We start from the raw sequence: 23538 nt of genomic DNA on the forward strand, positions 1-23538 counted from the left end.
ATTTTCACACAACAAAAATACAACTTTTTGCTCTAATTGTCAACTTTTTACTTCATCATACTTTTTAAATCACCTCCTAAATTTAAAATGAAAAAAGGATTACCCTCAAACTTAGAATTTGAATATGCAGAAGCTATTCCTTGGTTTAAATTACAAGGAACAGCAGATCAGATTAGGTCAAGTGAAAAATTTTCAGAAATATCAGGACATATAGAAATTATAGAGGTTTTAAAATTTGAAAAAGGAAAATGGAAAATCCAAAAATTAAAATAATAAGAGAATTTAAAGAATACGCATATTATAATCCTTTGAATGTTTTCAAAGGACTAAGAAAAACAGGAACTAATATTAATATATTTGGCAATCAAGTAGCTATTTGTATTTCTGAAGAAGATATATCTTTTTATATTTGGTTTGGAATAGTAGGAGATATTTTTAATACAAAAAAAATAGATGTTGAAACCATTCCTTTCAATCATTCTATAATATTAAATATAAAAGAAGAGACTACATATACGATCTATTTTCAAAGTTATCTAAACAGATTTTTTATGTTGTTGTCATCCTCCAAAAGAAGTAAAGAATCCCAAAGTCTATTAGAAGATATGTACGGTGATGATATTTTTCATATTTATGGAATATGGGAAGTAAAACTCTCAAAAGAGTTTGAACAAGAGTTGTTTTATTCAGAAGATTAAAAAACTCCTACAGGTATAGAATTTGAATATGGAAAAACAGCACCTTGGTTTGGACAAAAAGGGAAAGGTGTTCAAATTAAATTTTTAGAAAATATAGAAGAATTAGTTAAGGAAGGAAAAATTGAAATTATAAATATAAAGAAATTGAAATAAATGAAAATTTTATTGAATAATAAAATACAATTGAATGAAAATTCACCATTACCTTTTTGTAATGGGGATTTACTTTTTTTCATAAATCAAGATAAAACAATAAAGCTTGATATGTTTTCTGAGATAAATAATTCTGAAATAGAATTATTAAGTCTTATTTATCCTAATAAATTAAATATTCCTTTGGAAAGAATAAAAAAAATAGCTAGTTTATTTCCTTTTTTAGTTGAAAAAGTATACAAAAAAACAGGAATAATTACATATGAGGCTTATATTTTAAATGAATATACGACCCCTATTATTGTGAAATTTGATGGTTATATAGTTTGTCTAGCCCTTATAGGAGGGGAATATGCAAGAAATCCAGGGACTAATATTATACTTTTAGGAACAAAAATATTTGGTAAGTAAGAAATATAAGAGTTACTCACCTTTAGACTTAAATTTTGAGTACGGAAAAGCTATCCTTGGGACGATGCGGTATTATTCTATGGGAATAATAACTATACAGGTTTTGTAAAATTCCTTATAGAGATTTATAAAAAGATCAATTCAAAATACCTCTTTGAGCCAAGAGATCATAGGAGAACTTAGCCGAGAGAAGAATGAATTTTCAGTAATTCTAAATGTAACCCCTACCAATACTCGTTTTTTCCAAAGAGGTTGGTATCATCCTGAGCAAAGAAAAGTATCTGTCTATGCGATGGAAAGGACAATGGTACCTATTAAGACTACTCACGGACAAGACATTACTCCAAAAGACATAAAGGGAGAAAAGATTGGAGAACTCTCACCGCTTTCTTATGTACTGATCTACAAGACTGATAGTGGAGTTTCTCTGATAGAAGAAGCTTTGAGTACAGCAGGATCGTCTTCGCTCTATTATGCTGTTCCTGCAATATTTTTGGATTACTACCAACGAAAGGAGCTGCTTGATACACTTGAAAAGGGAGTTGCAGTGACCTTAGATATAGCAACAATAGCAATCAGTGGAGGTACTGCTTTAGCGACCAAAGTACATTGGATACCCCGTGCTTGGGCACTGGCAGAAGTTGTAGGAGCTGTGGGGAATATAACAGCAAATACAATTAAAGAAATAAATGGAGATAATAAAGAGTTAAGAGAAATTGTCGATATTTATAATATTGCAATGGGAGCTATCGGGATCAAGAATCTCGGACAAGTAGGTTATAAGTTTGCAAAGAACCTACCACAAACTACAAAAAATATTCTCCAGAAGAATGGAAACTTAAGAACTCAACTCGTTAAAAGTTATCAAGATTGGAAAAGAAGAATAGGACAGCTCAAGACATCAAAGAAATTTGAGAAACTTGCTGATAATGAAAAGAAGTTATTAGAAGGGCAAGAAGAGGGCTGGAAATTATTAGGCTTTGAAGATAAAATAGATGATATAATTCTAAATGCTAAATGGGTAGATGATTTGGAAACTGTAATAGGCATAAATGTCAAAAATAAAATTAAAGAATGGGTAAAAAAAGGATTGGACTATTCCAAATTAGAAAGTAGTTTTAACAAAAGCTCAAATAAACTAGAGCTTTTTTCAAGGCTTGAAAAGGCAAAAAGTTTAAATCATCAAAAAGTAATCATAGGGGACTATGAGAATATACTTGGTGTTACCAAAGGTAAATATATATCAAATTCTGTAGATAATATAAAAAGTGATATAAAAATAAAAGTAAATAATAATGATTTTATATTAAAGAAATATCAAGGAGAAACATTTGCTAAAAATGCTAAGTTGATTAAGAGAGAGAATATAGAAGTCATAGAAGATTTAGGTAATGGGATTCAATTTATTAAAATAAAGCCAGGAACTAAATTATATCGTGTTTTTGACGGATATAAACCTTGGGATGATATTTCGCAAACAGGAAGTACACTACCCAAAGGGAACTATTGGACTTTTGATAAACCAACATCTATTTCAGAAGTGATAGGAGGTACAGCAGTAATGCCTGAATGGAATGGCAAAAATTATTGAAATAGAAGCACCTTCTCAAGGAATATATGTTTGGAGAGGGGTTGCTGCTAGGCAACCTGCTTCTTCAGTAACTAAAGATTTCTTTTTGAAAGGAGGAATAGAGCAAGTAATTTTTGATTATAAGCAAAATAAGATAAATCTCCCAGAAATAACAAAAAGTATAAAAGAATTAAAATGAATGAAATAATAAATCTTATTCAAAATAAAATGGGTTTAATGAGAAAAGAATTAGAAAAGAAAATCGAAGAAATTCCTTTTTGGCAACTAAAAAGTCTTTTCTCAGAGAAAGATATATATTCTTCACAAGAAGAATATAAAAAAAATATATTAAATAACTATGAAAAAACAAATTTTTTATATCAAATATTAGAGAAAGATTTATCTATACTTAGAAATAATGAGAAAAAAGAATTAAATCTTTTTTCTATATCTCCGAGATCTTTAGAAGGAAAAGGATACTCTGAAAATCAGATAGAAGAATTTTATAAATTTATTGATAAAATAAAAGAATTATTAGAGGTTAAAAAAGAGTAAAAATTATCAACAAAGTTGTATTACAGTACGTCGTGCTTAGGCACTGGCAGAAGTAGTGGGAGCTGTGGGGGACATAGGAGTGAATGTATCACAACATATAGACCCTCATAGTTCTTTAGGGCAGGTTGTAAACAGTTACAACTTGGCAATGGGAGTTATAGGGATTAAAAATCTTGGACAAGTAGGTTATAAGTTTGCAAAGAACCTACCACAAACTACAAAAAATATTCTCCAGAAGAATGGAAACTTAAGAACTCAACTCGTCAAAAGTTATCAAGATTGGAAAAGAAGAATAGGACAGCTCAAGACATCAAAGAAATTCGAGAAACTTGCTGATAATGAAAAGAAGTTATTAGAAGGGCAAGAAGAGGGCTGGAATTTATTAGGCTTTGTAGGTGATATCAAAGGTGTTGATAGGTTAAAAGACTTTTTAACCAATGATGCCCGCCTGGTGAACTTGATTAAGAAGTTAAATGCTAAGTTCAACAAGGTAGATGATTTTGCAAAACGTTTTGAAGAACTCTATCAAAAAGTGCCTGAAAATTCCGTAAAACCTATAGATGACCTTGTGGACGACCTTAAGCATCTATTTACAGAGCACATAGATGAGATTCCTGAAGGACAATTAGTAGCTTTCTTAAACGAGCTTTTAGAAACTGGTGATAAGTTCAAAGCAGGAGCTACCTCTTTAGAGGTAATCCGAAATATCAAATCCTACCTACCCGCTAAATTCCATAGCACCCTGCAAAAATTAGAATTAGAAGACCTTATTTCTTATGCAGATGAGGCAGGTGATTTTAGGTTTGATATCAAGTGGCAGGCTAAAACTTTGGATAAATTTAATCAAGAGAGAGAAATTAGTATCTTCATAGATACTAAAAACTATTCTAAAGTAGGCAATATGTTTAAAGACTTAGGGCAATATAAAGCATATTTGAGAGAGATTAATAACTTTGACCAGCTGTATATTATCCAACAAGGTGGTAGAGGTATTACAAAAGAAGATATCATTAAAAGACTTGAAAGTGCTATAGCTAAAGATGCTGAAGGAGTCTATAAAGCTAATGAATCTATTTGGTTAAATATGAAAATTGGCTCTTATAAAAAGTTAGAAGATTTAGCAAAAACTAAAGAATTATCAACTTCTACTAAATATAGTTCATTTCAAGAAAGTATTAAAGTAACATTTTAATTTATGAAATTCAAAAAAATAAAAAAAATCCAAAAAGTAAGAGGATTTGATCCTTATACAGGAATATATTCAACTTATGAACCTAATAGAATATATTTCCATAATACATTTGTAGAATTAGAAGAAGAACCTTCTAAAATAAAGTTAATAGGTGAAAGAATCTTTACTAGGGATGCTGCAGGATGTCTGAAAATATGGAAAGAAGGAATACTCATAGAAACTATTGAAAACGCTGATTTATTCTCTAAATCTGATAATAACCAGATTTTGAAATATTATTATGATAAGGAATGGAATAGTTATGATAATATCCTTGATTTGGAGACCAATAAGCTAATTTTAAAAGAAAGCATTCCCTATCAGCTATATGTAGAAAAAAATATCATTATAGCGTATGATATTTTCGAGGGAGAGATAAAGCGCATCAATACCGATACTGAAACACTTTGGCAATTTACCATTGCTTCCTTAGGGGATTCTCCTTATCCCGATGAAGAGGATAGAATAGATAAAATAGTAGGTATCGCAAACGGAAATCTATGGGTTTATACCAAATTGTATCGCTTAGTTGCCTTAGATATTGAAACAGGATGTGTACAATACCATACCGATTGCTTTGGCGTTCAGTTAGATGAAGTTACTGAAAATATTTTTGCTATTGCCTCAAGTGGTTGGACAATTATAGATACCCAAACATTTACTATAAAAGGAAATTATTTTTTCTCAAAAGAAGACCCAGAAGGAATGGGACAATATGAGTCTGTTTACACCCCTCTCCTTCAAGGTGATTATTTCACTTTTATAGGTTCTAAACATAAAGAATATGGAGGGATAGGTTGGATAGGTATTTTTGATTACAAAGCGAGAAAATTAGTATGGGAACACGAACTCATTTCTGAAGAAGAAAGAAAAAATACTCGCAATCACTTAGCGGCTACCCAACCTTTATATATGAGTGGTAATAAACTATATATCAAAGATGTAAAAGATAATTTGTACATTTTTGAAAGAGAAGAATAGCTTCCAAAACTTAGGGCAATATAAAGCATATTTGAGAGAAATAGATAACTTTGACCAGCTGTATATTATCCAACAAGGAGGTAGAGGTATTACTAGGAAACAAGTTATTGAAAGACTTGAAAGTGCTATAGCTAAAGATGCTGAAGCTGTATTTGATGCTAAAAAATCTATTTGGTTGAATATGGGTATTGAATCAGCTGAAGACTTAAGAGACTTCGCAAAAACTAAAAAATTATCAACTTCTACTAAATATAGTTCATTTCAAGAAAGTATTAAAGTAACATTTTAATTTATGAAGTTTAAAAAAATAAAAGAAATCCAAAAAGTAAAAGCTTTTGACCCAAAAACAGAGGTGTATTCAGTATATGAACCTACTAAAGGAATATTTTTTAATGAGGTTTTTATACCTTTAGAAAATGTACCATTAGACATAATAGCAATAGATCAAAAAATCTTCACAGTAGATGGAGCAAGGTGTTTGAAAACATGGGAAGAAGGAATACTCACAGAAACTATTGAAAAAGCAGATTTATTATCTCCTTCTAATGATAAATGGGTTTGGAAGTATTATCTTGATAAAAAAGATTACAAAAATTACTTCAATATTCTTGATTTAGAGATCAACCAGCTAATTTTCAAAGAGTATATCCCATATAAGCTATATGCAGAAAAAAAATATCATTATAGCGTATGATATTTTCGAGGGAGAGATAAAGCGCATCAATACCGATACAGAAACACTTTGGCAATTTACCATTGCTTCCTTAGGGGATTCTCCTTATCCCGATGAGGAGGATAAAATCGGAGAATTTTTAGGCATTACTAACAATTATCTATGGATAGTAACCAACTTAGGTCGGCTTATTGCCTTAGATATAGAGACAGGGGAAGTCCAAAAAGTAGCCTCTCCTCATACAGTAGATGAGAAATATAATTATCATTTAAACAAGGCTTTTGGACACATTTATATAAAAGAAGAAGATGGAAATTTGTATTGTATGTCATATAATATGGTTACCATTATAGATACTCAGACATTTACCATAAAAGAAGAATATAATTTTCGCGAGGAAGACCCTGAAGAAATGGGGCAATATGAGTCTGTATATAAACCTTTATTACAAGGAAATTATTTCACTTTTATAGGTTCTAAACATAAAGAATATGGAGGGATAGGTTGGATAGGTATTTTTGATTACAAGGCGAGAAAGTTAGTATGGGAATACGAACTTCTTCCTTTTGAAGAAAGAAAAACTACTCGCAATCAGTTAGTTCCTCCCCAACCCTTATATATGAGTGGTAATAAGTTGTATATCAAAGATATAAAAGATAATTTGTACATTTTTGAAAGAGAGGAATAGCTTCAAAAACTTAGGGCAATATAAAGCATATTTAAGAGCAATAGATAACTTTGACCAGCTGTATATTATCCAACAAGGAGGTAGAGGTGTTACTAGAGAGGATGTTGTAAGAAGATTACAAAGTGCTATTAAAAAAGAAATAAATGATGTCTTTGAAATAATCTGGAAAAATGAAAATTTAAAAACCATATTATTTAATAATAGTAAAAGAGAGAAAGCATTGAAAGATTTTACAAACTCTATAGATAACAAAAGTTACAAGCTATTTGATTCAATTTTAATAACAAAGTAATATGAAATATTCAAAAATTTCCACTATCAATAATGTGTCTACTTATTTCTTAAAAGACAACTTTTTGTTCTTTGATTCAGGAAAACAATTGCAAGAGCATATATTGTTTATGAATAATGAACTTATAGGCTTAAAAGGTCTTTCAGATTATTTCTTTATAAAAGATACTATACTTTTCAATAAATGGGGAGAGAAAGGTAGCTTTTCATACAACATAAACACAAGAGAAGCAACACAAATAGAAGAAAATCAGCAAATAACAGCATTAAAAGATAATATCTTGATATATGCTGACGAAAATGATATATATAAATTATAAAGATTTATTTTTCAAAAATCTATTTTCATCAAGTTACTTTTTTAATATAATAGCAGAAGATTGCGGTTTTGCTTATGACACAGATAAAGTGTTAAAGCTAAATTTTCAAGATAAAATTCTTTGGCAATTTACCGTTGCTTCCTTAGGGGATTCTCCTTATCCTGATGAAGAGGATAGAATAGAAAAAATAGTAGGTATTGCAAACGGAAATCTATGGGTTTATACCAATTTGTATCGTTTAATTGCCTTAGATATTGAAACAGGAAGTATACAATACCATACCGATTGCTTTGGTGTTCAGTTAGATGAAGTTACTGAAAATATTTTTGCGATTGCCTCAAATGGTTGGACAGTTATAGACACCCAGACATTTTCTATAAAAGAAGATTACTTTTTCTCAAAAGAAGACCCAGAAGGAATGGGGCAATATGAGTCTGTATATAAACCTTTATTACAAGGAGATTATTTCACTTTTATAGGTTCTAAACATAAAGAATATGGAGGGATAGGTTGGATAGGTATTTTTGATTACAAGGCAAGAAAGTTAGTGTGGGAATACGAACTTCTTCCTTTTGAAGAAAGAAAAGCTACTCGCAATCGTTTAGTCCCCCCCCAACCCTTATATATGAGTGGTAATAAATTGTATATCAAAGACATAAAAGATAACTTATACATTTTTGAAAGAGAGGAATAGCTTCAAAAACTTAGGGCAATATAAAGCGTATTTAGAAGTTATTGATGATTTTGACCAGCTATATATTATCCAACAAGGAGGTAGAGGTATTACAAAAGAAGATATCATAAAAAAACTTGAAAGTGCTATAGCTAAAGATGCTGAAGGAGTTTATTATGCAAAAAAACAACTTTGGCAGAAAATTGGTATAACTGATGAATTTGAATTAGAAAGATTGGCGAAAAATAAATTGCTATCGAAAGAAATAGATTATCAACCTTTTAGAAATTCAATTCTTATTACCCGATGAAAAAATACAAATTGAAAGAAACAAAGAAAAATGTAACCGAATTCGATGCTGGTTTAAACTTATATGCTTATAAAGAAGAAAATCAAAACTATCTTTTTTTTAACAATAAGATATATCCTTTGAGATATACTCCTATGATTTTTAAAAAGATAGATAAGGTACTATATATTAAGTATAGTGATGGATATTGTGAAAAATTAGTTGAGGATAAGTTTTTACCAATAAATAATATGAAGAATATTAAATATATTAATTTTGGAAAACCTTATTCTGTTATATTTATATATGGCGATGAATATAAGAAATTTTTTAACCTTCTTGATTTAGAAACAAATAAGCTACTTTTAAAAAAAGATAGCCTGCATTGGTTATACATAGAGAAAGACATTATTGTAACGTATGATATTTTAGGCTCTTTTATTAGTCGTATCAATACCGATACAGAAACACTTTGGCAATTTACCATTGCTTCCTTAGGGGATTCTCCTTATCCCGATGAAGAGGATAGAATAGATAAAATAGTAGGTATCGCAAACGGAAATCTATGGGTTTATACCAAATTATATCGTTTAATTGCCTTAGATATTGAAACGGGATGTGTACAATACCATACCGATTGCTTTGGTGTTCAGTTAGATGAAGTTACTGAAAATATTTTTGCTATTGCTTCAAATGGTTGGACAGTTATAGACACCCAAACATTTACTATAAAAGAAGATTACTTTTTCTCAAAAGAAGCCCCTGAAGGAATGGGGCAATATGAGTCTGTATATAAACCTTTATTACAAGGAGATTATTTCACTTTTATAGGCTCTAAACATAAAGAATATGGAGGAATAGGTTGGATAGGTATTTTTGATTACAAGGCGAGAAAGTTAGTATGGGAATACGAACTTATCACTCAAGAAGAACGAAATACCTCTCGCAATCAGTTAGTACCTTCTCAACCCTTATATATAAGTGGTAATAAATTGTATATCAAAGATGTAAAAGATAATTTGTACATTTTTGAAAGAGAGGAATAGAAATGAATACCTATGTACAGAAAACATCTAAAACTATTGTCTATTTAAAGAAAAAACACTATCTCTATTCCTAAAATCATTACACAAACAATATACTAAAAATAAGTTCTTTAACATATTGAACAAGTACAAGCTACGATCAAACAAGGCAAAAAGTACCAAATCGCAGGCGTGTTCAACTTGATACACCTCTCCCCTAAAACAGCTAAGGTAACCCTTATCCCTACTGCCGAGAACCTTACTATAGATGTAGAGAAAGTCAAAGCAATTTACAGCAAGGTAGGAGTAACCTTGGATATCACTTTGGCAGTACCTTTTGACATCGTTCATTATACAGTTTTTATAAAATCTTCTTCTATTCTGAGTCAAGATAGGCCTTGTGATAAAAATCTATCAATGATTCAGAGATAATGTTTATTTTTTGCTGAGAAGAAATTTTTTCAGCAAGGACTTTATAAATATTTTCTTTATGCTGTTTGGCAAATTCACTTAGAAGTCCTTCTTCGTTTATAAGTTTCTCCATGGTCATATCTTTTAATTCGTTAAGTATCCAAAGATGAGCCAAATAAGCATTTTTTGATTTTTCTAAAAGTTCTTTATTTTTATCAGTAGGGTTAGTATCGTAAGTTTCTTTATAGAAAAAGACATTTTCTTTCATTCTCGTATCACTTTCCATGGCTTGATGATACATATTCTTCAGGCAGCGGAATACAAAAGTTCGATAATCTTGTTGACGCTTTTTAGCTTTTTCTATAAGTAGTTTCTGTTCTTCTTGTAGTCGCTTTATTTCTTTCTTAGTTCCGCTGACCTGTAGCTGATGTTGTATATCTGTAATCTGAGTATTTAGTTCTCCCATAAAATGCAAATCTTGAATATTTGACAATTCAGGGCTGTTTTCTATTGGCTTTTCTGTTGTTGACGTAGTTTTTTCAATAGTTGTAGAAACTTCAGGCTTTATCTTTTCTTCCGAAGGATTGGAGACCTTCGTTTTTTCAATCTTTTGTTTTTCCTCCTTATGGGGTCTTTTCTCTTTAGGAGTTTTGCTCTTCTTCTTGAATTTAAATGAAGGGAATGGCAATTCTATTTTTTCAAAATTATAAGTATAACCTAAACTCACATTAGTACTTTGTCCAGCAATACTTTGCGTATTGCTCTCAGTATAGCGAAAAGATTGTATAGCGCTTAAGGAAAACTGATGGTTTTTCCAAGGGAGGAAGTTTACATTTAATTGTATATTAGCAGTATTGCCTTTGGAGGTAGGTGATTGTGAAATGCTATAGTTTCCTAAGAGGGTTGTGTTGAGTTTGTCCTCAAAAAACACTTTACCTATGGTAAATGAAGGTCCTATCATCTGCGTTTTCTCTCTTGAAACAATGCTATATGTGTAATTGAACGAAGGAGATAGGCTGAGTTTACTCTCGGGAAATTGCAATACATAAGCAGCTCCGGCATTATGAAAGCGCGAAATTCCTCCTCTGCGCACTATATTATTTTGTTTGTTCACCACATCATTGAAGGAATAGGAGAGGGTAAGGTTTTGATTTTCATTTATAGCATAGCTTATATTAGCAGTAGTATTCTGTGATACTTGTCGGTAGTTAATAGAATCTTGTGGTTGTTCATAGAGTTGAGGGTTGTTGATCCTATCAAAAGGATTAATTAGTTTGTTAGTGAACATTGTAAAATTACTATAACTTCCAGAAAGAGATAGTTTGGGAGTTATTTTAGCATTTAGGTTTGCAGATCCTACCCATTGATTGGATTGTTTAGGTTTCTGTTGGTTTAAATTGTCGTGTTGTCGTCCTATACTTGCAGCTACAGACACATTGTCATTAAATAAATTTAGAGAACCATTAAGAGTAATATTCTCCATATCATTTACAAAGTAGTATGCTCCCAAGGTTTTGTAATCAGGGTCTACCTTTTCATAGCGTACCCCTACACTTGCTTTAGTAAAAATAAAGTTAATACCAGCATTGTAAGCTGTAAAATCTTGCTTTTGGCTTTGAACATTCCCCAGAAGACTTATAGCATATTCTCCAAATACTTCCACAAAATGTAAAGGTTTATATTTGGCAAATCCAGAATATACTTGGTTTGATAGTGGATATATTTTCTTTTCATCAGGGATCAATACCGATAGAGAATTGGGCTTATCATTAGCAAAAAAGAGAATCCCTCCTATTTCTAAATCATCTTTTTTATAGGTTAGTTTTGTCCCATAGCCCCAACGTTCGTAAGTAGGAGTAGTTTGAGGACGACCATCATACTCTGTTGCTTTAGCAAGTTGTCCACCCATAAAGGAAGCTTTCAGAGGGTATTTTTCGGGAGTAAGTTCTAATCCTCCACCTGTAAATTGGAGTCCATTAAAAGTATAAGGAGAGAAACTCATACTTACATCGCCTATATGAGCTAATATCCATTTGTATTTAGGGTGTAGACTTAGGCGATTGAACTTAAAAGGAATTTGGTAATCTAAGGCATCTCCTTGATTAGTATATCGATAATTAATAGGCATTGTCCAATCATAAAAACCCAAAGTGATATTACCATTGAAGAAATATAAGAAAGGTTCATTAGCAGGATTATCGGAAGCTTTGTTATACACACCACTTACAGAGGCATTCCCTGAGATAGAGAAGGGTTTCTTCTTAAGTTTTTCTTTCAGCTGGGTATCTATATTTTCCAAATCTACCTGTTGTGCCAAAAGAGGTAGAGAAAATAATGCAAAGAAAACAAGTAAGTAAATCCTTATCATTGGTTAATGATTTTTTGCATTTTGATATCAACCACTATATAAGATTCTGTACCATTGGTTACATAATCTTTTATTTTAATAGCTCCTTTTCTTCCATTAGTGGTTTCAAAAAGGACGATTCTATTTGTTTTTTCTTTGTTAAAAGGAGCCTTGTTTGAGTTAGTTTTTATAGATAAAGAAGAGAGAGTAGCTCCTGAAGAAAGTGCCTCAAAAGCTACTGATGTGAACACTGGTTGACTTATATTTTCTTGTTTGTTAATAAAATAACTTTTGGTAGCCTGAGGAATTGGATCAAAAACAGCAGTTTGAGCTTCATCAGGTGAAAGAAATACATTGTAAGCAAAAGAAGGACTTTGTCCAAAATATACAAAATCTATAAGCTTTCCATTCTCTGTTGTCACTTCATTGGGTTTTAGCACTTTTCCTAAAAAAGAAGAGAAGTAGCAACCTTTTTCTTTACTAGTATTGATACCTAACTTTATATCTGTAAAAGTAATAAGATTATTGCCTCCTGTTACAGTAAAATTCTTTTTTTCGGATAAGGTTTGTTTGTCATTATTAGCTGTTAGCTTTATTTCATAAACTCCCTCAGTAGGAAGTATAAAAGAAGGATTTTCATCTGTACTCTCTTGTTGAAAAATACCATTACTCACTTGCCAGTGATAAGAGAAGGCATTTATTGACTGGTTCTTCAAGAATAGGCGTACAGGAGCTTGTATGTTATGAGGGTATTCATTATGTATATCAAAAGCAGCAACTAAAGGAGAACGTACTATCACTGTTTTTTCCATTACTTGGCGTTGAGAGTGGTTGCTTGCTTCCAATCGTAACTTAAAAGTCCCCCCTTTTTTAAATGTTACCGTAGGATTTTTCTCAGAACTATAGGAAGGCGAACCTTCTTCAAATGACCATTGATAAGTAATTGCTCCTTCGCTTTGATTATTAAAAGAGAGTGTAAGAGGGGCTATATTACTTCCCTCTTGGGTAAAGCTGAACAAAGCTGATAACTCAGAATAAATTGTAAATGATTTTTCAAAAGTACGAGCCTCACCATCCAAATTAGTGGTATGTGCTCTAATAGTATAAGTTCCTGGTTCAGTATAACGAATATCTTCGGGATAAAAAGCAGTGGAAGAGGAGGAACTCCCATTGGGGAACTCCCATTGGAAGGCATCAGCTCCTGTGATTTTGTTTATAATACGTGCTTGTACAGGGACATTGTAATTATCATCTACCATTGTAATACTAAAATCCCCCTCAATAGGCATATTCTGCTCTTTTTCACAAGCAAAGCAAAACCATAATACAGAATAAATTGCTATCTTCAAAACTATACGCATTGTATTATATTTTAAGCGGTACAAAAGTAGTATTTTTCATTGAATAAGCCTAAAAAATATTTACTTTTTGGTAAGAAATTGTGTAATTCAAATTATTGATGTATTTTTGCAGAAATACTATAGTAATGAAAGGACTTCAATTATTTTGGCTCTTGTGTGTTTCTATATTTGTAAAGGAACCTATTTTTAGTCAAGAAGAAAAACCTATTTCCACTGCCTTCTCATTCTTACTACTCAATTCTGATGCTATTTCAGCAGGGAAAGGTGAAGTTGGGGTGGCCTCTGCTCCAGATGTTTTTTCTCAGAGAGTGAACGCCTCTAAATATATTTTTCTACCCACTTCTTCTGCTGTAGCTATTAATTATATGCCTTTTACCCATAGAGCCGTACGAGATGTGTTCTTAGGGGGGATTACTTTTTACAAAAAGAGAGAACGTGATGCTTTTGGTGTAAATCTTTCATATTTTAGTATTGGTGAGGTAAATTTAACCCAAGATATAGGACAACAATCCTATATGTTAGGCTCTTTCAAACCTACTGAATTTTCATTGGAAGGTTCTTATAGTTTACAATTAAGTCAATCCTTTGCAATGTCGGTTAGTCCTCGTTTTCTTAGCTCACAACTCTCCCTTCCTTCTCAGGGTCAAAGTACTGCTCGAGCATTAGGCTTTGATATAGCGGGGTATTTCTATTCACAAGAACATTTCTTCAATAACTTGTTATACCGATATACTTGGGGATTTCAACTTTCTAATCTGGGAACAAAAGTGAAATATGATGATTTAGGAAGGACTTTTTATCTTCCTACACAACTGAAATTAGGTGCAGGGGTTCTATTACAAACAGATAGCTATAATGAATGGGAACTCTCGATAGAGGCTCAGAAATACCTCGTACCTACTCCTAATGAACAAGGTATGCCTAATAAAGATGTTATAGATGCTTTAGTGAGCTCCTTCTATGACGCTCCTAATGGTTTCTATGAGGAATTTCATGAGATAAATTGGGCATTAGGCTTAGAATATAAGTTTAACCAATCATTTTTTCTACGTTCAGGCTTTTTTTATCAACACAGAAATAAAGGGGATCGAAAGTTTCTCTCTCTGGGGACTGGCTTTGCTTTTAGTAATTGGCAAATAGATGTAGCCTATCCTTTTTCATTCTCCACCTATAACAATCCTTTTCATACCTTTAAAATTGATTTAATTTATCATTTAAGATAATTCTATGTAAGCTATTTTAGATTTTTTTCTCTAATAAAACGTATTAAAAATTTTTTGAATAATTATGATTATAAAAAAATATGATATTTATTGTATATCTCACAAAAACATCATATCTTTGCCGTATCAATAATTAAAGAAAAATGTACAATGAAAAAAATCTTAACTTTGGCTTTTGTAGCCTTAACTCTATTAGCCACTGCCTGTGGAAAAAGCAATAACGATAACCCTAACCCCCAGGATGATACTAAAAAAGTATTAATTGGAACATGGAGGATTGAAACTGTAACAGTGAATGGAACAGCTCTTGTATTATCTGATTGTGATAAAAAAAGTTATATAGTTTTTTCTGAAAAAGAGATGATAAATTATCTATATAACAATAAAAAATGTGATACTCCGCAAGAAGTGAGAGCAACTTACTCCATTTTAGGGAATGTTATTCGCATAGTAACAAAAAACAAAACTTCTGATAAGAATTTTTCTATATCAGGGAAAAAGTTGATACTTTCTCATACTGAAGAAATAAATGGTGAAAAAAGAAATTTTGTAATGATATATATAAAACAATAAATTTACAGTCATTATTGTGCCCATGTGATCTTGAATATAATGAAAAAGCTTTTGCTAATTTTAATTTTCTTTGATTACCTCATTTCTTTTGGACAAAATTATTCTCTTAGTATTGACACTAACACTAAAGAGAAATATAAGTATTTCTTATTATCAAAGAAGTTTATATTAAAAGCATGGAGAGATGATAGAGATTGTGGTTCTCTTTTTTATGTACAGCTCAATGATAAAGATGTCCCTATAAAGATAGGCAATGAAACTTTTACTCGTTTTGAAGGGTTTGGGAGTGATACTTATTACCCGGAAATAAAATATCCCTTTGACTTTGAACCTAAAAAAGTTTTTATTCACGGTTGGTTCAAGGATTCAGGAAACTTCAGAAGTTGTGATGAGGATTTAGGAGCTAATAATGCTTGGTTTGATGTGAAGAATGAAAAACCTATTGATATATGCAAAACAGGAGAAGTTAAAGGAAGAGATGCTACACAAGGAGAAGTTAGTATAGCTTCAACTTTAGAATTTTACATAATTCCCCTTCACACTTTAAAAACCTCTGATAACAATAGTGCTAGATTTCTTCCTATTGATGTCAAAGTCCCTCTTATAGCTAAAGAGGGGTTTGATAATAATTTGTATCATTATGAATATGCGACAGAGAAAAAGAAAAAAAGGTGGTGGTTTATTTGGGTAGATGAATATAATTGGCACCCTCTTCCTGCAAGATTTCAACAAAAGCAAAAAATAGAGGTCTCTGCAGAAGATGTTTTAGGAAGTAAAGCAAGGGCGGAAGAGATGATAGGTAAGCCTATTTACTTCAGAGTAGTCTCTTACGACAAGGATAATGGTTCTGTATGTTCTTCTTCTGAGGTATTACCTCTTACCGTTACACAAGCAGCTCCTTCTGTTAGTATTAGGATAAATCCTCCTTTGTGTAATGATCAAAGAACTATTACTGCAACCATTACATTAGGACGAAAACTACGTGGTGATCTGAACCAATTTCGCAATAATAGGGCAAATTATATAGGGGAAGTTTTAAATGGCTTTAGTATAGTAAAAAACGAGGATGTCCGCCAAACACGCTCTATAATATCTGATGGTTTCATGCGAGATGAAGAGCTAACAGAGTATTTTCTACAACACGAAAGCATTGAAAATGTAGTGCTTTCTAGCCCCTCTGCAACAACTACTTATAGGGTAGAGATGATGGGGAAATTTTATTATATAAATAGTAATAGTCAATTATCTGATATTCAATTATATACAGATGACGCGCAACACAAAAGTGTTTTTACCATAACTGTTCCTAAGCCTCTTGAAGCTACCGCTACTCTCACGCATAATAAATGTTTTGGAGAAAATAAAGGAGCAATAAAAGTCAGAGTATCTGGAGGGACTCCTCCTTACAAATATGTAATGAATGGAGGAAATCCTACAATCGTTTCTGGTAATATTTTCACCATTCCTAATTTGGCTTCAGGTACTTATACTCTTTCCATTACGGATAAAAATATTTGTCAGATCATAAAAAATGGAGAAGTTGCTCCGTTAGTGGCAACTATTACACAACCTCAAAAACCTATTACTATTGTCAATGAAGGAGATTACATCTCACAGATAAAAGGGTATGGACGAAGAGATGGACGTATATCGCCCATTATAGAAGGAGGCACCCCACGAAATGTGGATGGTGGGTATACTATTTTGTTGCAAACTCCAACCCAAACAATTGTACCTGATAATTCCTATAGAGAACATTCAGGAAGGTTTCATGCTACTTTTGATAACTTAGACAAAGGCACTTATACTCTTATTATTCAAGATTATAATGGGTGTATCCTTAAGAAGGATATTACTATGATTGAACCTCCTTTACTTACCACTACTATTACGGCTACTCCCATCAGTTGTAATCAGAATAATAATGATCCTAATAATCATTATGAACTTTATCATAATGGGGAGTTAAGAGCTACCGTGGAGGGCGGAGTTCCTCCTTATACAAAGTATGAATGGAAAAAAATAGGTAGTTCTCAGCCTCTTCAAGGAAACAATACACCTATTATCAGGGAGCTTGGTAAAGGTACTTATCAATTAGTTGTTACCGATGTCAATGAGAATCAGGCAACAGCTACTTATACACTTACAGAACCGCCTGTACTTAGGTTGAGTGTTACCAAATCAGAAATGACTTGTAGTGCCCCTAATGATGGAAAGGCAACCGTTATAGCCTCTGGAGGGACACCTCCTTATACATACCTTTGGAATACAGGTCATACAGGTGCCCATATCACAGGACTAACTGCCGGAAAGTATTTTGTAACCGTAAGTGATAGTCGCGGTTGTTCTATACAAGAAAAAGTAGTACTCTCTTATCCTGAAGAAGTGGTAGTAGATAATGCAACAATCACTCCCATAACTTGTCATGGGGGAAATGATGGTAAGATAGTCCTTACACTCTCAGGCGGGAAAGGAGCTGTAACTGTTTCGTGGTATGATGCTGAAGGAAATTCTATTTCAGAACATATCACTAATAATGGTAAAACTATCTATGGGTTAAAGGCTGGACGATACAAAGCTATATTCCATGATCAGAGCGATTGTCCCGCTGTCGAACAACTCTATGAAGTATCACAACCTGAGAAAACTGTTATTAATATTCCTTCTCAGATTACTATTTGTCAAGGAGATACTCGTTCTTTTGACCTAAGTACTGACTTCCCTTCAGCTACTTTCCGATGGACAGATGGTACAGGTAGCCTTCTTAGTACGGAACCTTCCTTTACTATATCTGCACAAGGTGAGTATAAAATAGAAATTACCAATGAGAAAGGTTGTAAAGATACGGCTACTTTTAGGGTACTACAAAGTGATAAGATTTTAAAAGTAGACTTTTTGGCAGCCACCAATACATATTACAACTATACAGTAAAATTGGTGAATTTATCTCACAATATTACCTCTCAATGGATATTGCCTGCGGAAGTAACCCTTATTAAAGAAGAAAAAGGGGATGCTGAAGTGCGTTTTCCTAAGGAAGGCACCTATACCATAGGACTAAAAGGGTTCTTAGATGGTTGTGAAAAAATCTTATACAAGACACTTTGGGTCGAAAAAGACAGGTTAGGCATTGGTCGTGAAAATGCTCCTAAAGAGGTACTTATTGATGATTTTAGAATTGTAGATAATCCGAATAATGGAACTTTCCGTATAGAGGTACAACTTAAGAAGCCTTCTGCTATAAAGATATATGGAATGGATATTTTAGGTAGAGAGGTTATCTCTCCTATTGAACAGCCCGAAGGTACTATCTTCAACATTCCTGTTACAAATGGTAGAATTTCTGCAGGACAATACCTGATTATCTTAGAAGCAGGAAGGGATATAATGGTGCAGAAGATGATTGTTAATCATTAATCATTAAAAATAATGTCCCTCCGTCGTTACATACTCTTTTTCTTAACCTTGCTGAGCTTCACCCTACAAGCCCAGCAGTACCCTGTGGATGTGCAAGTATTCGCCACACCTCCCTATCCACAGAGCTTAAGAGGGTATGCCGACACCTTTGAAGAGAAGCTACAAGTACACTTTCTGCTCAAAGACCTCTCTACCGGCGGACGCCCTTTTGTGCTCCGGTTCTCCCTTGAGAACTTCCAAGGACAAGTCATTGCCCAAACCCCCGATTATATTACTCCCTATTTGGTAAACCTATCCCCTGGCGTACGCCGTACCCTTACCAATATAGATTTTAAAAGCCTATTGCGCTACGAGAATCTCTACGGTATTAATGAGGCGACTTATAACGGACTACTTCCTGAGGGTACTTACTTCCTCTGTTTATCCCTCTATGATTCAGCTACGGGTCGCCCTGTCTCCAACAAAGGAAGGGCAATGATACAAGTGCGTCGCTACTCACCCCCTGTGCTTACGATGCCTCAAAAAGGAGAAGTGCTTACCAAAAAGAACGCTTTTCAGCATATCGTCTTCCAATGGATGCCTCGCGATGTAGCTCCCTTTATGCAGTACGAGTTCACCCTCAAAGAAGTATGGGACTTGGCATTGGTGCCCGAAGAGGCGTTTATGACGGGCCGATTGGTGTACCAAACTAAAACCTTTTCACCAGCCTTGGCATACACTAATATGCTGCCAATCCTATTGGAAAACAAGCGCTACGTATGGCAGGTACGAGCTTTTACCAATAACCCCAATAACCCTAACGAACAGTCGTACTTTAAAAACAACGGCAACTCCGAAACTTTTTACTTTGATTTAGTCTCTCATTGTGAAGCGCCGAAGTTTCTCACAGCGATAACCGAGAGTACCTCGGCACAACTGCGCTGGAGTGCTCAGGCGATGATGCCTAACCAAGAGTACCCTTACAAGGTGATGTACCGCGAGAAAGGTAAGACATGGAAATCGCAAAAGGTGAGTATGCCTTATACCAAGCTCACCAGACTCAAGCGAGGACGCACCTACATTTACAAAGTGGGCGTAGCTTGTGGACTAAATACCGCTCATAGTAGCTCGGTATTTGGAGAGGAGAGCTATATGTATAGCACAGAACAGGAGTTTACCACCACCGAGCAGATAGATCAGAAGAGTAGTGTGCAATGTGGGGTAAAACCCGAAATACGCATCAAGAATACTTCCCCACTACAGGACAACCTGTATCCTAACACCACCTTTACAGCAGGCGATTTCCCCGTAACGGTGCTCAATGCTACAGGTAACAATGGCGTATACTCAGGGGAAGGCTATGTGAAAGTACCTTATTTGCAGGACACTAAGATAAAGGTAGTGTTCAACGGCATCAAGCTCAACACCGAACGGCAACTCATAGAGGGGAAGTTAGTAACGACTTATGATGGGACGGAGGGGAATGTGGTAGAATTCTCTAAGGAAATAGAGAATCTCACCAAGGCACTAAACCCTTATTTGGATAAAATCATTACGGCCATCAAGGACAGAGCCGATGCTAAAACAATCTCTAACATGCTCAAAGAGGAGATAAAGAAGATAGAAGCAGACATGACTACGGGAGAACTTTCTCTTACCGAAGAAGAAAAAGCTTCTATAGAGAACTTTAAAAAACTTGCTGAAAATAAGAAATTAATAAGACAGGCCATAAAGGCAATCCGAGAACAATTAAAAGAAGGTCTCCCTGAGGAGGAAGCTAAGAAATACTTAGTCTCTAATTTTGCCGCTCCTAACTCCTCTAATAGAGATGTGGCTACTCGTAACAAGAGTGAAAGTGAAGGGGAAAAGGAATTCAAAGAAACTCCAGATTTTGAAAGACTCCAAGAAGCATTACAGAAACTAGAAGGTAGCGCCTTTCTCAAATGCAAAGCTTGCGAAGAAGAAAAAGAGACTTCCCTCACCATTTCTCAAAGCAAGAGCCATCATCACATAGGGCTTGAAGGGAATATCTATGAATTTAGTTTGCCTATAGGTAATACAAAAGGAAATGATACAGATAGCAAAGGCACACTATATAAAAAGTACAAATGCTATTTGACTACTATAGAGGCTCTTGTAGGCTCTTCAGAACGCTTATCTGTTATAAAGGGCGGAAAGACCAAAGATAAAGAAGTAGCGACCTTCCTAAAGGAGTTCAAGGAAGCGCTTAGTCAATCCCCTAAAGAATTTCTCTTTGTAAGATCCGAATTGTTACAGACCCTTTGTAATGTACCTCTATTCTTTCCCTCAGACTTCTGTACGACTACCACTATCAGTGAAGTACTTCGGGAGCATACTATAGAGGAGTTAGAACATTGTACGGAGAATAGAATAACCACCCAAACCCTTTCTACTGAGCTGGAACAATTGAAAGCGAACCTCATGTATATCCGTTCTCAACTCAGAGACGGACAGGGCTTTGATTGGCAAGAGAAAGGAAAGGTATACACGCTCTCCCAAGAAGGTTACCTTATAGAGGAAAAAGCCCCTCTATCCGTAGAGGCTATCCGCAAAGGGGATTGGAAGGGGACTGCTACTCAGTATGTACGTTTTTATCGAACTGATAAAGGCAATATTCAGCTTAGTGCCTTTGGTTTGCGCAAAGATCTCCCGATACTCAAGGGAAAGAAAGCCAATTTGCCTGAGCTCTCAACACAGATCCTACAGCAAACGAATATCTTCTTTAAGCCTCTTAAGAAAGTTACCGATAAGCCTCTGCTTCCTCCTGACCCTGATACCTTTGCCGATGGTCGGAGGTTTGTCTTTAGTGAGCAAGCGAGCTACTTGCGACTTTTCTCAGAGGGAACAGGGATTGTAACGACTCTGCTAAAAACAGGAGAAGTAGAAGAAAATGTATATTTAGACCAGCCTACAGAGGAATCCTATATTCAAGCCCCAGGAGTAATTACCGGAAGTACAGAGGTGATTGCTCAGAGGGTAACCGATATTACTTCCTTAGCCACAACGGTATATGGTATAGTGGTTAACAAACAAGTACGTCATGAACTTAAGGTGCAATTCTTAGCCCTTAAAAAGCAAATAGGAGAAGACCCTCAAGCCCTTTACCCCCTATTCAGAGAAATTGTTCTTACCACTCTCAGTGGCAACACCTCTGAGGAGTGGGCTTCCATCACGGAAGCAGATACTGATGCCGGCAAGCGCTCCCACCTTGCCACACGAGGAACAGGCAATGTGATTGTTAATGCTGTGGCAGGAACTCAATTGGTAAAAGAACTTCCTGAAATAGGGAAAAAACTCGCGCAAAAAGCGAAAGAGATTAAAGGAATAGCTAAAACCATTGAGAGACTTCCTCAAGAGATACAAACGATTCTAAAAGATACCAAGCGATTTAATCCACAAGCCTTAGCTAAAATCAAGGAAATACTTGCCAAGACAGATCCTGAGATTTTGGAGAAGCTTGTCAATGCACAAGGATTTGATAGGGTATTGGCCGATATGGCACAATATTGGACAAAGTTCAGAGGGGGAGAATTCCAGATAGGGTATGCTAAGAAACTTATAGCAGAAGGTAAGACCATTACCTTTGAAGTAAGTAGCCACTCAAATGACCTACATCGTATATATGATATAAAAGTTGAATATTTTGTTAAAGGAGAGTCAAAAACAAAACTCTTGGAACTTAAGAATTGGAATCATTTTTATCCTGAGACTATAAAGAGTCAATTCCTTAAAGACCTTCAGAAGATGGAGGATTTAGGAGAGATTCAATGGATATTTGCCAAGACAGACAATATAAGTGATCTCCAAACCTTAAAGGCAAAAGTAATAGCAACTCTTAAAACAGCAAATGGGGAACCTATTAAAGAGTTGAAAAAGTTGTTTAAACCTAATAGTGCTTTTAGCGAAAAATTTCTAAAATGGACAAAAGGAGATAAATTTTCTGCTGAACTATTTTTAGAATGGTTGGATAAACCGGAAATTTTTGAAAAAATATTTGAAATAGTAGATTAGTTATGTATAAACAAGTAAAAAAAATCAATGATATAGGCAGATATATCTATATAGATGGTCTTATTTATGGCATAAAAGAAGAAGAGGAAAAGAGATACTTCCAAGAGCTATCTTTAGAAGGAGAAATCCTTTGGCTATCAAAAGAAAGTAATGTATATGACTATTATACAAATGAGGAGGTTATTATCTTTAACCTAAAGAATACTGAAGGAACTTCTAAGGATCTTTTGATATATGATAGAAAAACAAAAAAAATAATATTTAAAGGAGAAATAGAATTATATTTATTCTCACCCAGATTCTATGATAAAAATATTTTATATAATATTAATAAGAATAGAGTTCTAACATTTGATATACTGAAAGGTGGTATATTACAAGAAAAAGAAATATCACTCAAAGGAATAACAGCGTTTTTCACATATGATTACATTGTAAGATATGATGATATATATATATATATATATATTAAAAATGATTTTTCTCTACTGAGGCAACAAAATATTCAAGATTTTTTTCCAGGGGAAGAAGAGTTGTCTATACTTGAGATACACTCTTATAAAGATACTTTTATCATCATCGCAAGAGTAGGGATTGTTTGTCTTTCTCAAAAGGATGGTTCTCTTATTTGGAAGTG

Annotated in this window: 24 protein-coding genes and 1 pseudogene; 23 read left to right on the forward strand and 2 right to left on the reverse strand. The window is 33.8% G+C overall.

All coding sequences use genetic code 11. The features are described 5' to 3' along the window. Positions 1-87: 87 nt before the first annotated feature. The 18 genes from VJJ03_RS10950 (at position 88) to VJJ03_RS11030 (ending at position 9990) form a co-directional block, all read left to right on the forward strand. Positions 88-273, forward strand: coding sequence for a hypothetical protein (locus VJJ03_RS10950; RefSeq protein WP_162859670.1), 186 nt, complete (start codon positions 88-90; stop codon positions 271-273). After that, complete coding sequence (locus tag VJJ03_RS10955; RefSeq protein ID WP_009745458.1) at positions 249-698, forward strand: hypothetical protein; 450 nt, start codon at positions 249-251, stop codon at positions 696-698. Before VJJ03_RS10950 ends, VJJ03_RS10955 begins: the two co-directional genes overlap by 25 nt. Before the next feature lie 15 nt (positions 699-713). Beyond that, on the forward strand, positions 714-851 hold the full coding sequence (locus VJJ03_RS11505; protein ID WP_083808020.1) for a glycohydrolase toxin TNT-related protein: 138 nt from the start codon (positions 714-716) through the stop codon (positions 849-851). Continuing rightward, positions 852-1262 (forward strand): hypothetical protein, encoded by a 411-nt coding sequence (locus tag VJJ03_RS10960; RefSeq protein WP_009745457.1) that lies wholly within the window; start codon positions 852-854, stop codon positions 1260-1262. Positions 1263-1416: 154 nt separating this feature from the next. Continuing rightward, positions 1417-2853: a hypothetical protein gene (locus VJJ03_RS10965; RefSeq protein ID WP_323975602.1), complete on the forward strand. Its 1437-nt coding sequence runs from the start codon at positions 1417-1419 to the stop codon at positions 2851-2853. Next, positions 2837-3031 carry a hypothetical protein gene (locus VJJ03_RS10970; RefSeq protein ID WP_009745455.1) on the forward strand — a complete coding sequence of 65 codons (195 nt, stop codon included), beginning with the start codon at positions 2837-2839 and terminating at the stop codon, positions 3029-3031. The genes VJJ03_RS10965 and VJJ03_RS10970 overlap by 17 nt, the downstream gene beginning before the upstream one ends. Next, entirely contained in the window at positions 3028-3387 is a 360-nt protein-coding gene (locus VJJ03_RS10975; RefSeq protein ID WP_323975604.1) for a hypothetical protein, read from the forward strand. The genes VJJ03_RS10970 and VJJ03_RS10975 overlap by 4 nt, the downstream gene beginning before the upstream one ends. Positions 3388-3451: 64 nt before the next feature. Beyond that, on the forward strand, positions 3452-4579 hold the full coding sequence (locus VJJ03_RS10980; protein ID WP_253908259.1) for a hypothetical protein: 1128 nt from the start codon (positions 3452-3454) through the stop codon (positions 4577-4579). A 3-nt stretch (positions 4580-4582) separates the two neighbouring features. Then, the gene (locus VJJ03_RS10985; RefSeq protein ID WP_009745452.1) at positions 4583-5599 is read left to right on the forward strand and encodes a hypothetical protein; all 1017 of its coding nucleotides are present in this window, start codon (positions 4583-4585) and stop codon (positions 5597-5599) included. Further along, positions 5583-5888 (forward strand): hypothetical protein, encoded by a 306-nt coding sequence (locus VJJ03_RS10990; RefSeq protein WP_009745451.1) that lies wholly within the window; start codon positions 5583-5585, stop codon positions 5886-5888. The genes VJJ03_RS10985 and VJJ03_RS10990 overlap by 17 nt, the downstream gene beginning before the upstream one ends. A 3-nt stretch (positions 5889-5891) precedes the next feature. Further along, the gene (locus VJJ03_RS10995; protein WP_009745450.1) at positions 5892-6293 is read left to right on the forward strand and encodes a hypothetical protein; all 402 of its coding nucleotides are present in this window, start codon (positions 5892-5894) and stop codon (positions 6291-6293) included. Further along, positions 6262-6960: a hypothetical protein gene (locus tag VJJ03_RS11000; protein WP_009745449.1), complete on the forward strand. Its 699-nt coding sequence runs from the start codon at positions 6262-6264 to the stop codon at positions 6958-6960. Before VJJ03_RS10995 ends, VJJ03_RS11000 begins: the two co-directional genes overlap by 32 nt. Next, entirely contained in the window at positions 6944-7252 is a 309-nt protein-coding gene (locus VJJ03_RS11005) for a hypothetical protein (protein WP_009745448.1), read from the forward strand. Before VJJ03_RS11000 ends, VJJ03_RS11005 begins: the two co-directional genes overlap by 17 nt. Before the next feature lies 1 nt (position 7253). Further along, on the forward strand, positions 7254-7571 hold the full coding sequence (locus VJJ03_RS11010; protein ID WP_009745447.1) for a hypothetical protein: 318 nt from the start codon (positions 7254-7256) through the stop codon (positions 7569-7571). 88 nt (positions 7572-7659) lie between these two features. After that, positions 7660-8265 carry a hypothetical protein gene (locus tag VJJ03_RS11015; RefSeq protein ID WP_323975606.1) on the forward strand — a complete coding sequence of 202 codons (606 nt, stop codon included), beginning with the start codon at positions 7660-7662 and terminating at the stop codon, positions 8263-8265. Next, on the forward strand, positions 8249-8554 hold the full coding sequence (locus VJJ03_RS11020) for a hypothetical protein (protein WP_009745444.1): 306 nt from the start codon (positions 8249-8251) through the stop codon (positions 8552-8554). Before VJJ03_RS11015 ends, VJJ03_RS11020 begins: the two co-directional genes overlap by 17 nt. Further along, a complete protein-coding gene (locus VJJ03_RS11025; RefSeq protein ID WP_323975608.1) occupies positions 8551-9579 on the forward strand; it encodes a hypothetical protein in 1029 nt (342 codons plus the stop codon). The genes VJJ03_RS11020 and VJJ03_RS11025 overlap by 4 nt, the downstream gene beginning before the upstream one ends. A 171-nt stretch (positions 9580-9750) precedes the next feature. Continuing rightward, positions 9751-9990: a hypothetical protein gene (locus VJJ03_RS11030; protein ID WP_009745441.1), complete on the forward strand. Its 240-nt coding sequence runs from the start codon at positions 9751-9753 to the stop codon at positions 9988-9990. On the opposite strand, the gene VJJ03_RS11035 is transcribed toward VJJ03_RS11030, so the two are convergent. After that, the gene (locus VJJ03_RS11035) at positions 9935-12337 is read right to left on the reverse strand and encodes a TonB-dependent receptor (protein WP_323975610.1); all 2403 of its coding nucleotides are present in this window, start codon (positions 12335-12337) and stop codon (positions 9935-9937) included. The genes VJJ03_RS11030 and VJJ03_RS11035 overlap by 56 nt on opposite strands. Next, entirely contained in the window at positions 12334-13677 is a 1344-nt protein-coding gene (locus VJJ03_RS11040) for a PKD domain-containing protein (RefSeq protein WP_323975612.1), read from the reverse strand. The genes VJJ03_RS11035 and VJJ03_RS11040 overlap by 4 nt, the downstream gene beginning before the upstream one ends. Positions 13678-13802: 125 nt before the next feature. Here VJJ03_RS11040 and porV point away from each other — a divergent pair, with 125 nt between their 5' ends. The 5 genes and pseudogenes from porV to VJJ03_RS11065 form a co-directional block, all read left to right on the forward strand. Further along, complete coding sequence (gene porV, locus VJJ03_RS11045; RefSeq protein ID WP_009745438.1) at positions 13803-14900, forward strand: type IX secretion system outer membrane channel protein PorV; 1098 nt, start codon at positions 13803-13805, stop codon at positions 14898-14900. 150 nt (positions 14901-15050) lie between these two features. Beyond that, positions 15051-15473, forward strand: a complete 423-nt coding sequence (locus tag VJJ03_RS11050; protein WP_323975614.1) for a lipocalin family protein — start codon at positions 15051-15053, stop codon at positions 15471-15473. A 39-nt stretch (positions 15474-15512) separates the two neighbouring features. After that, positions 15513-18890 (forward strand): hypothetical protein, encoded by a 3378-nt coding sequence (locus VJJ03_RS11055; protein ID WP_323975616.1) that lies wholly within the window; start codon positions 15513-15515, stop codon positions 18888-18890. 12 nt (positions 18891-18902) lie between these two features. Then, positions 18903-22901 carry a hypothetical protein gene (locus VJJ03_RS11060; protein WP_323975618.1) on the forward strand — a complete coding sequence of 1333 codons (3999 nt, stop codon included), beginning with the start codon at positions 18903-18905 and terminating at the stop codon, positions 22899-22901. A gap of 2 nt (positions 22902-22903) precedes the next feature. Beyond that, positions 22904-23538 (forward strand): annotated as a pseudogene (locus VJJ03_RS11065) (hypothetical protein); the annotation flags it as partial.

This window comes from Capnocytophaga sp. G2 (genome assembly GCF_035282625.1).
Classification (GTDB): domain Bacteria; phylum Bacteroidota; class Bacteroidia; order Flavobacteriales; family Flavobacteriaceae; genus Capnocytophaga.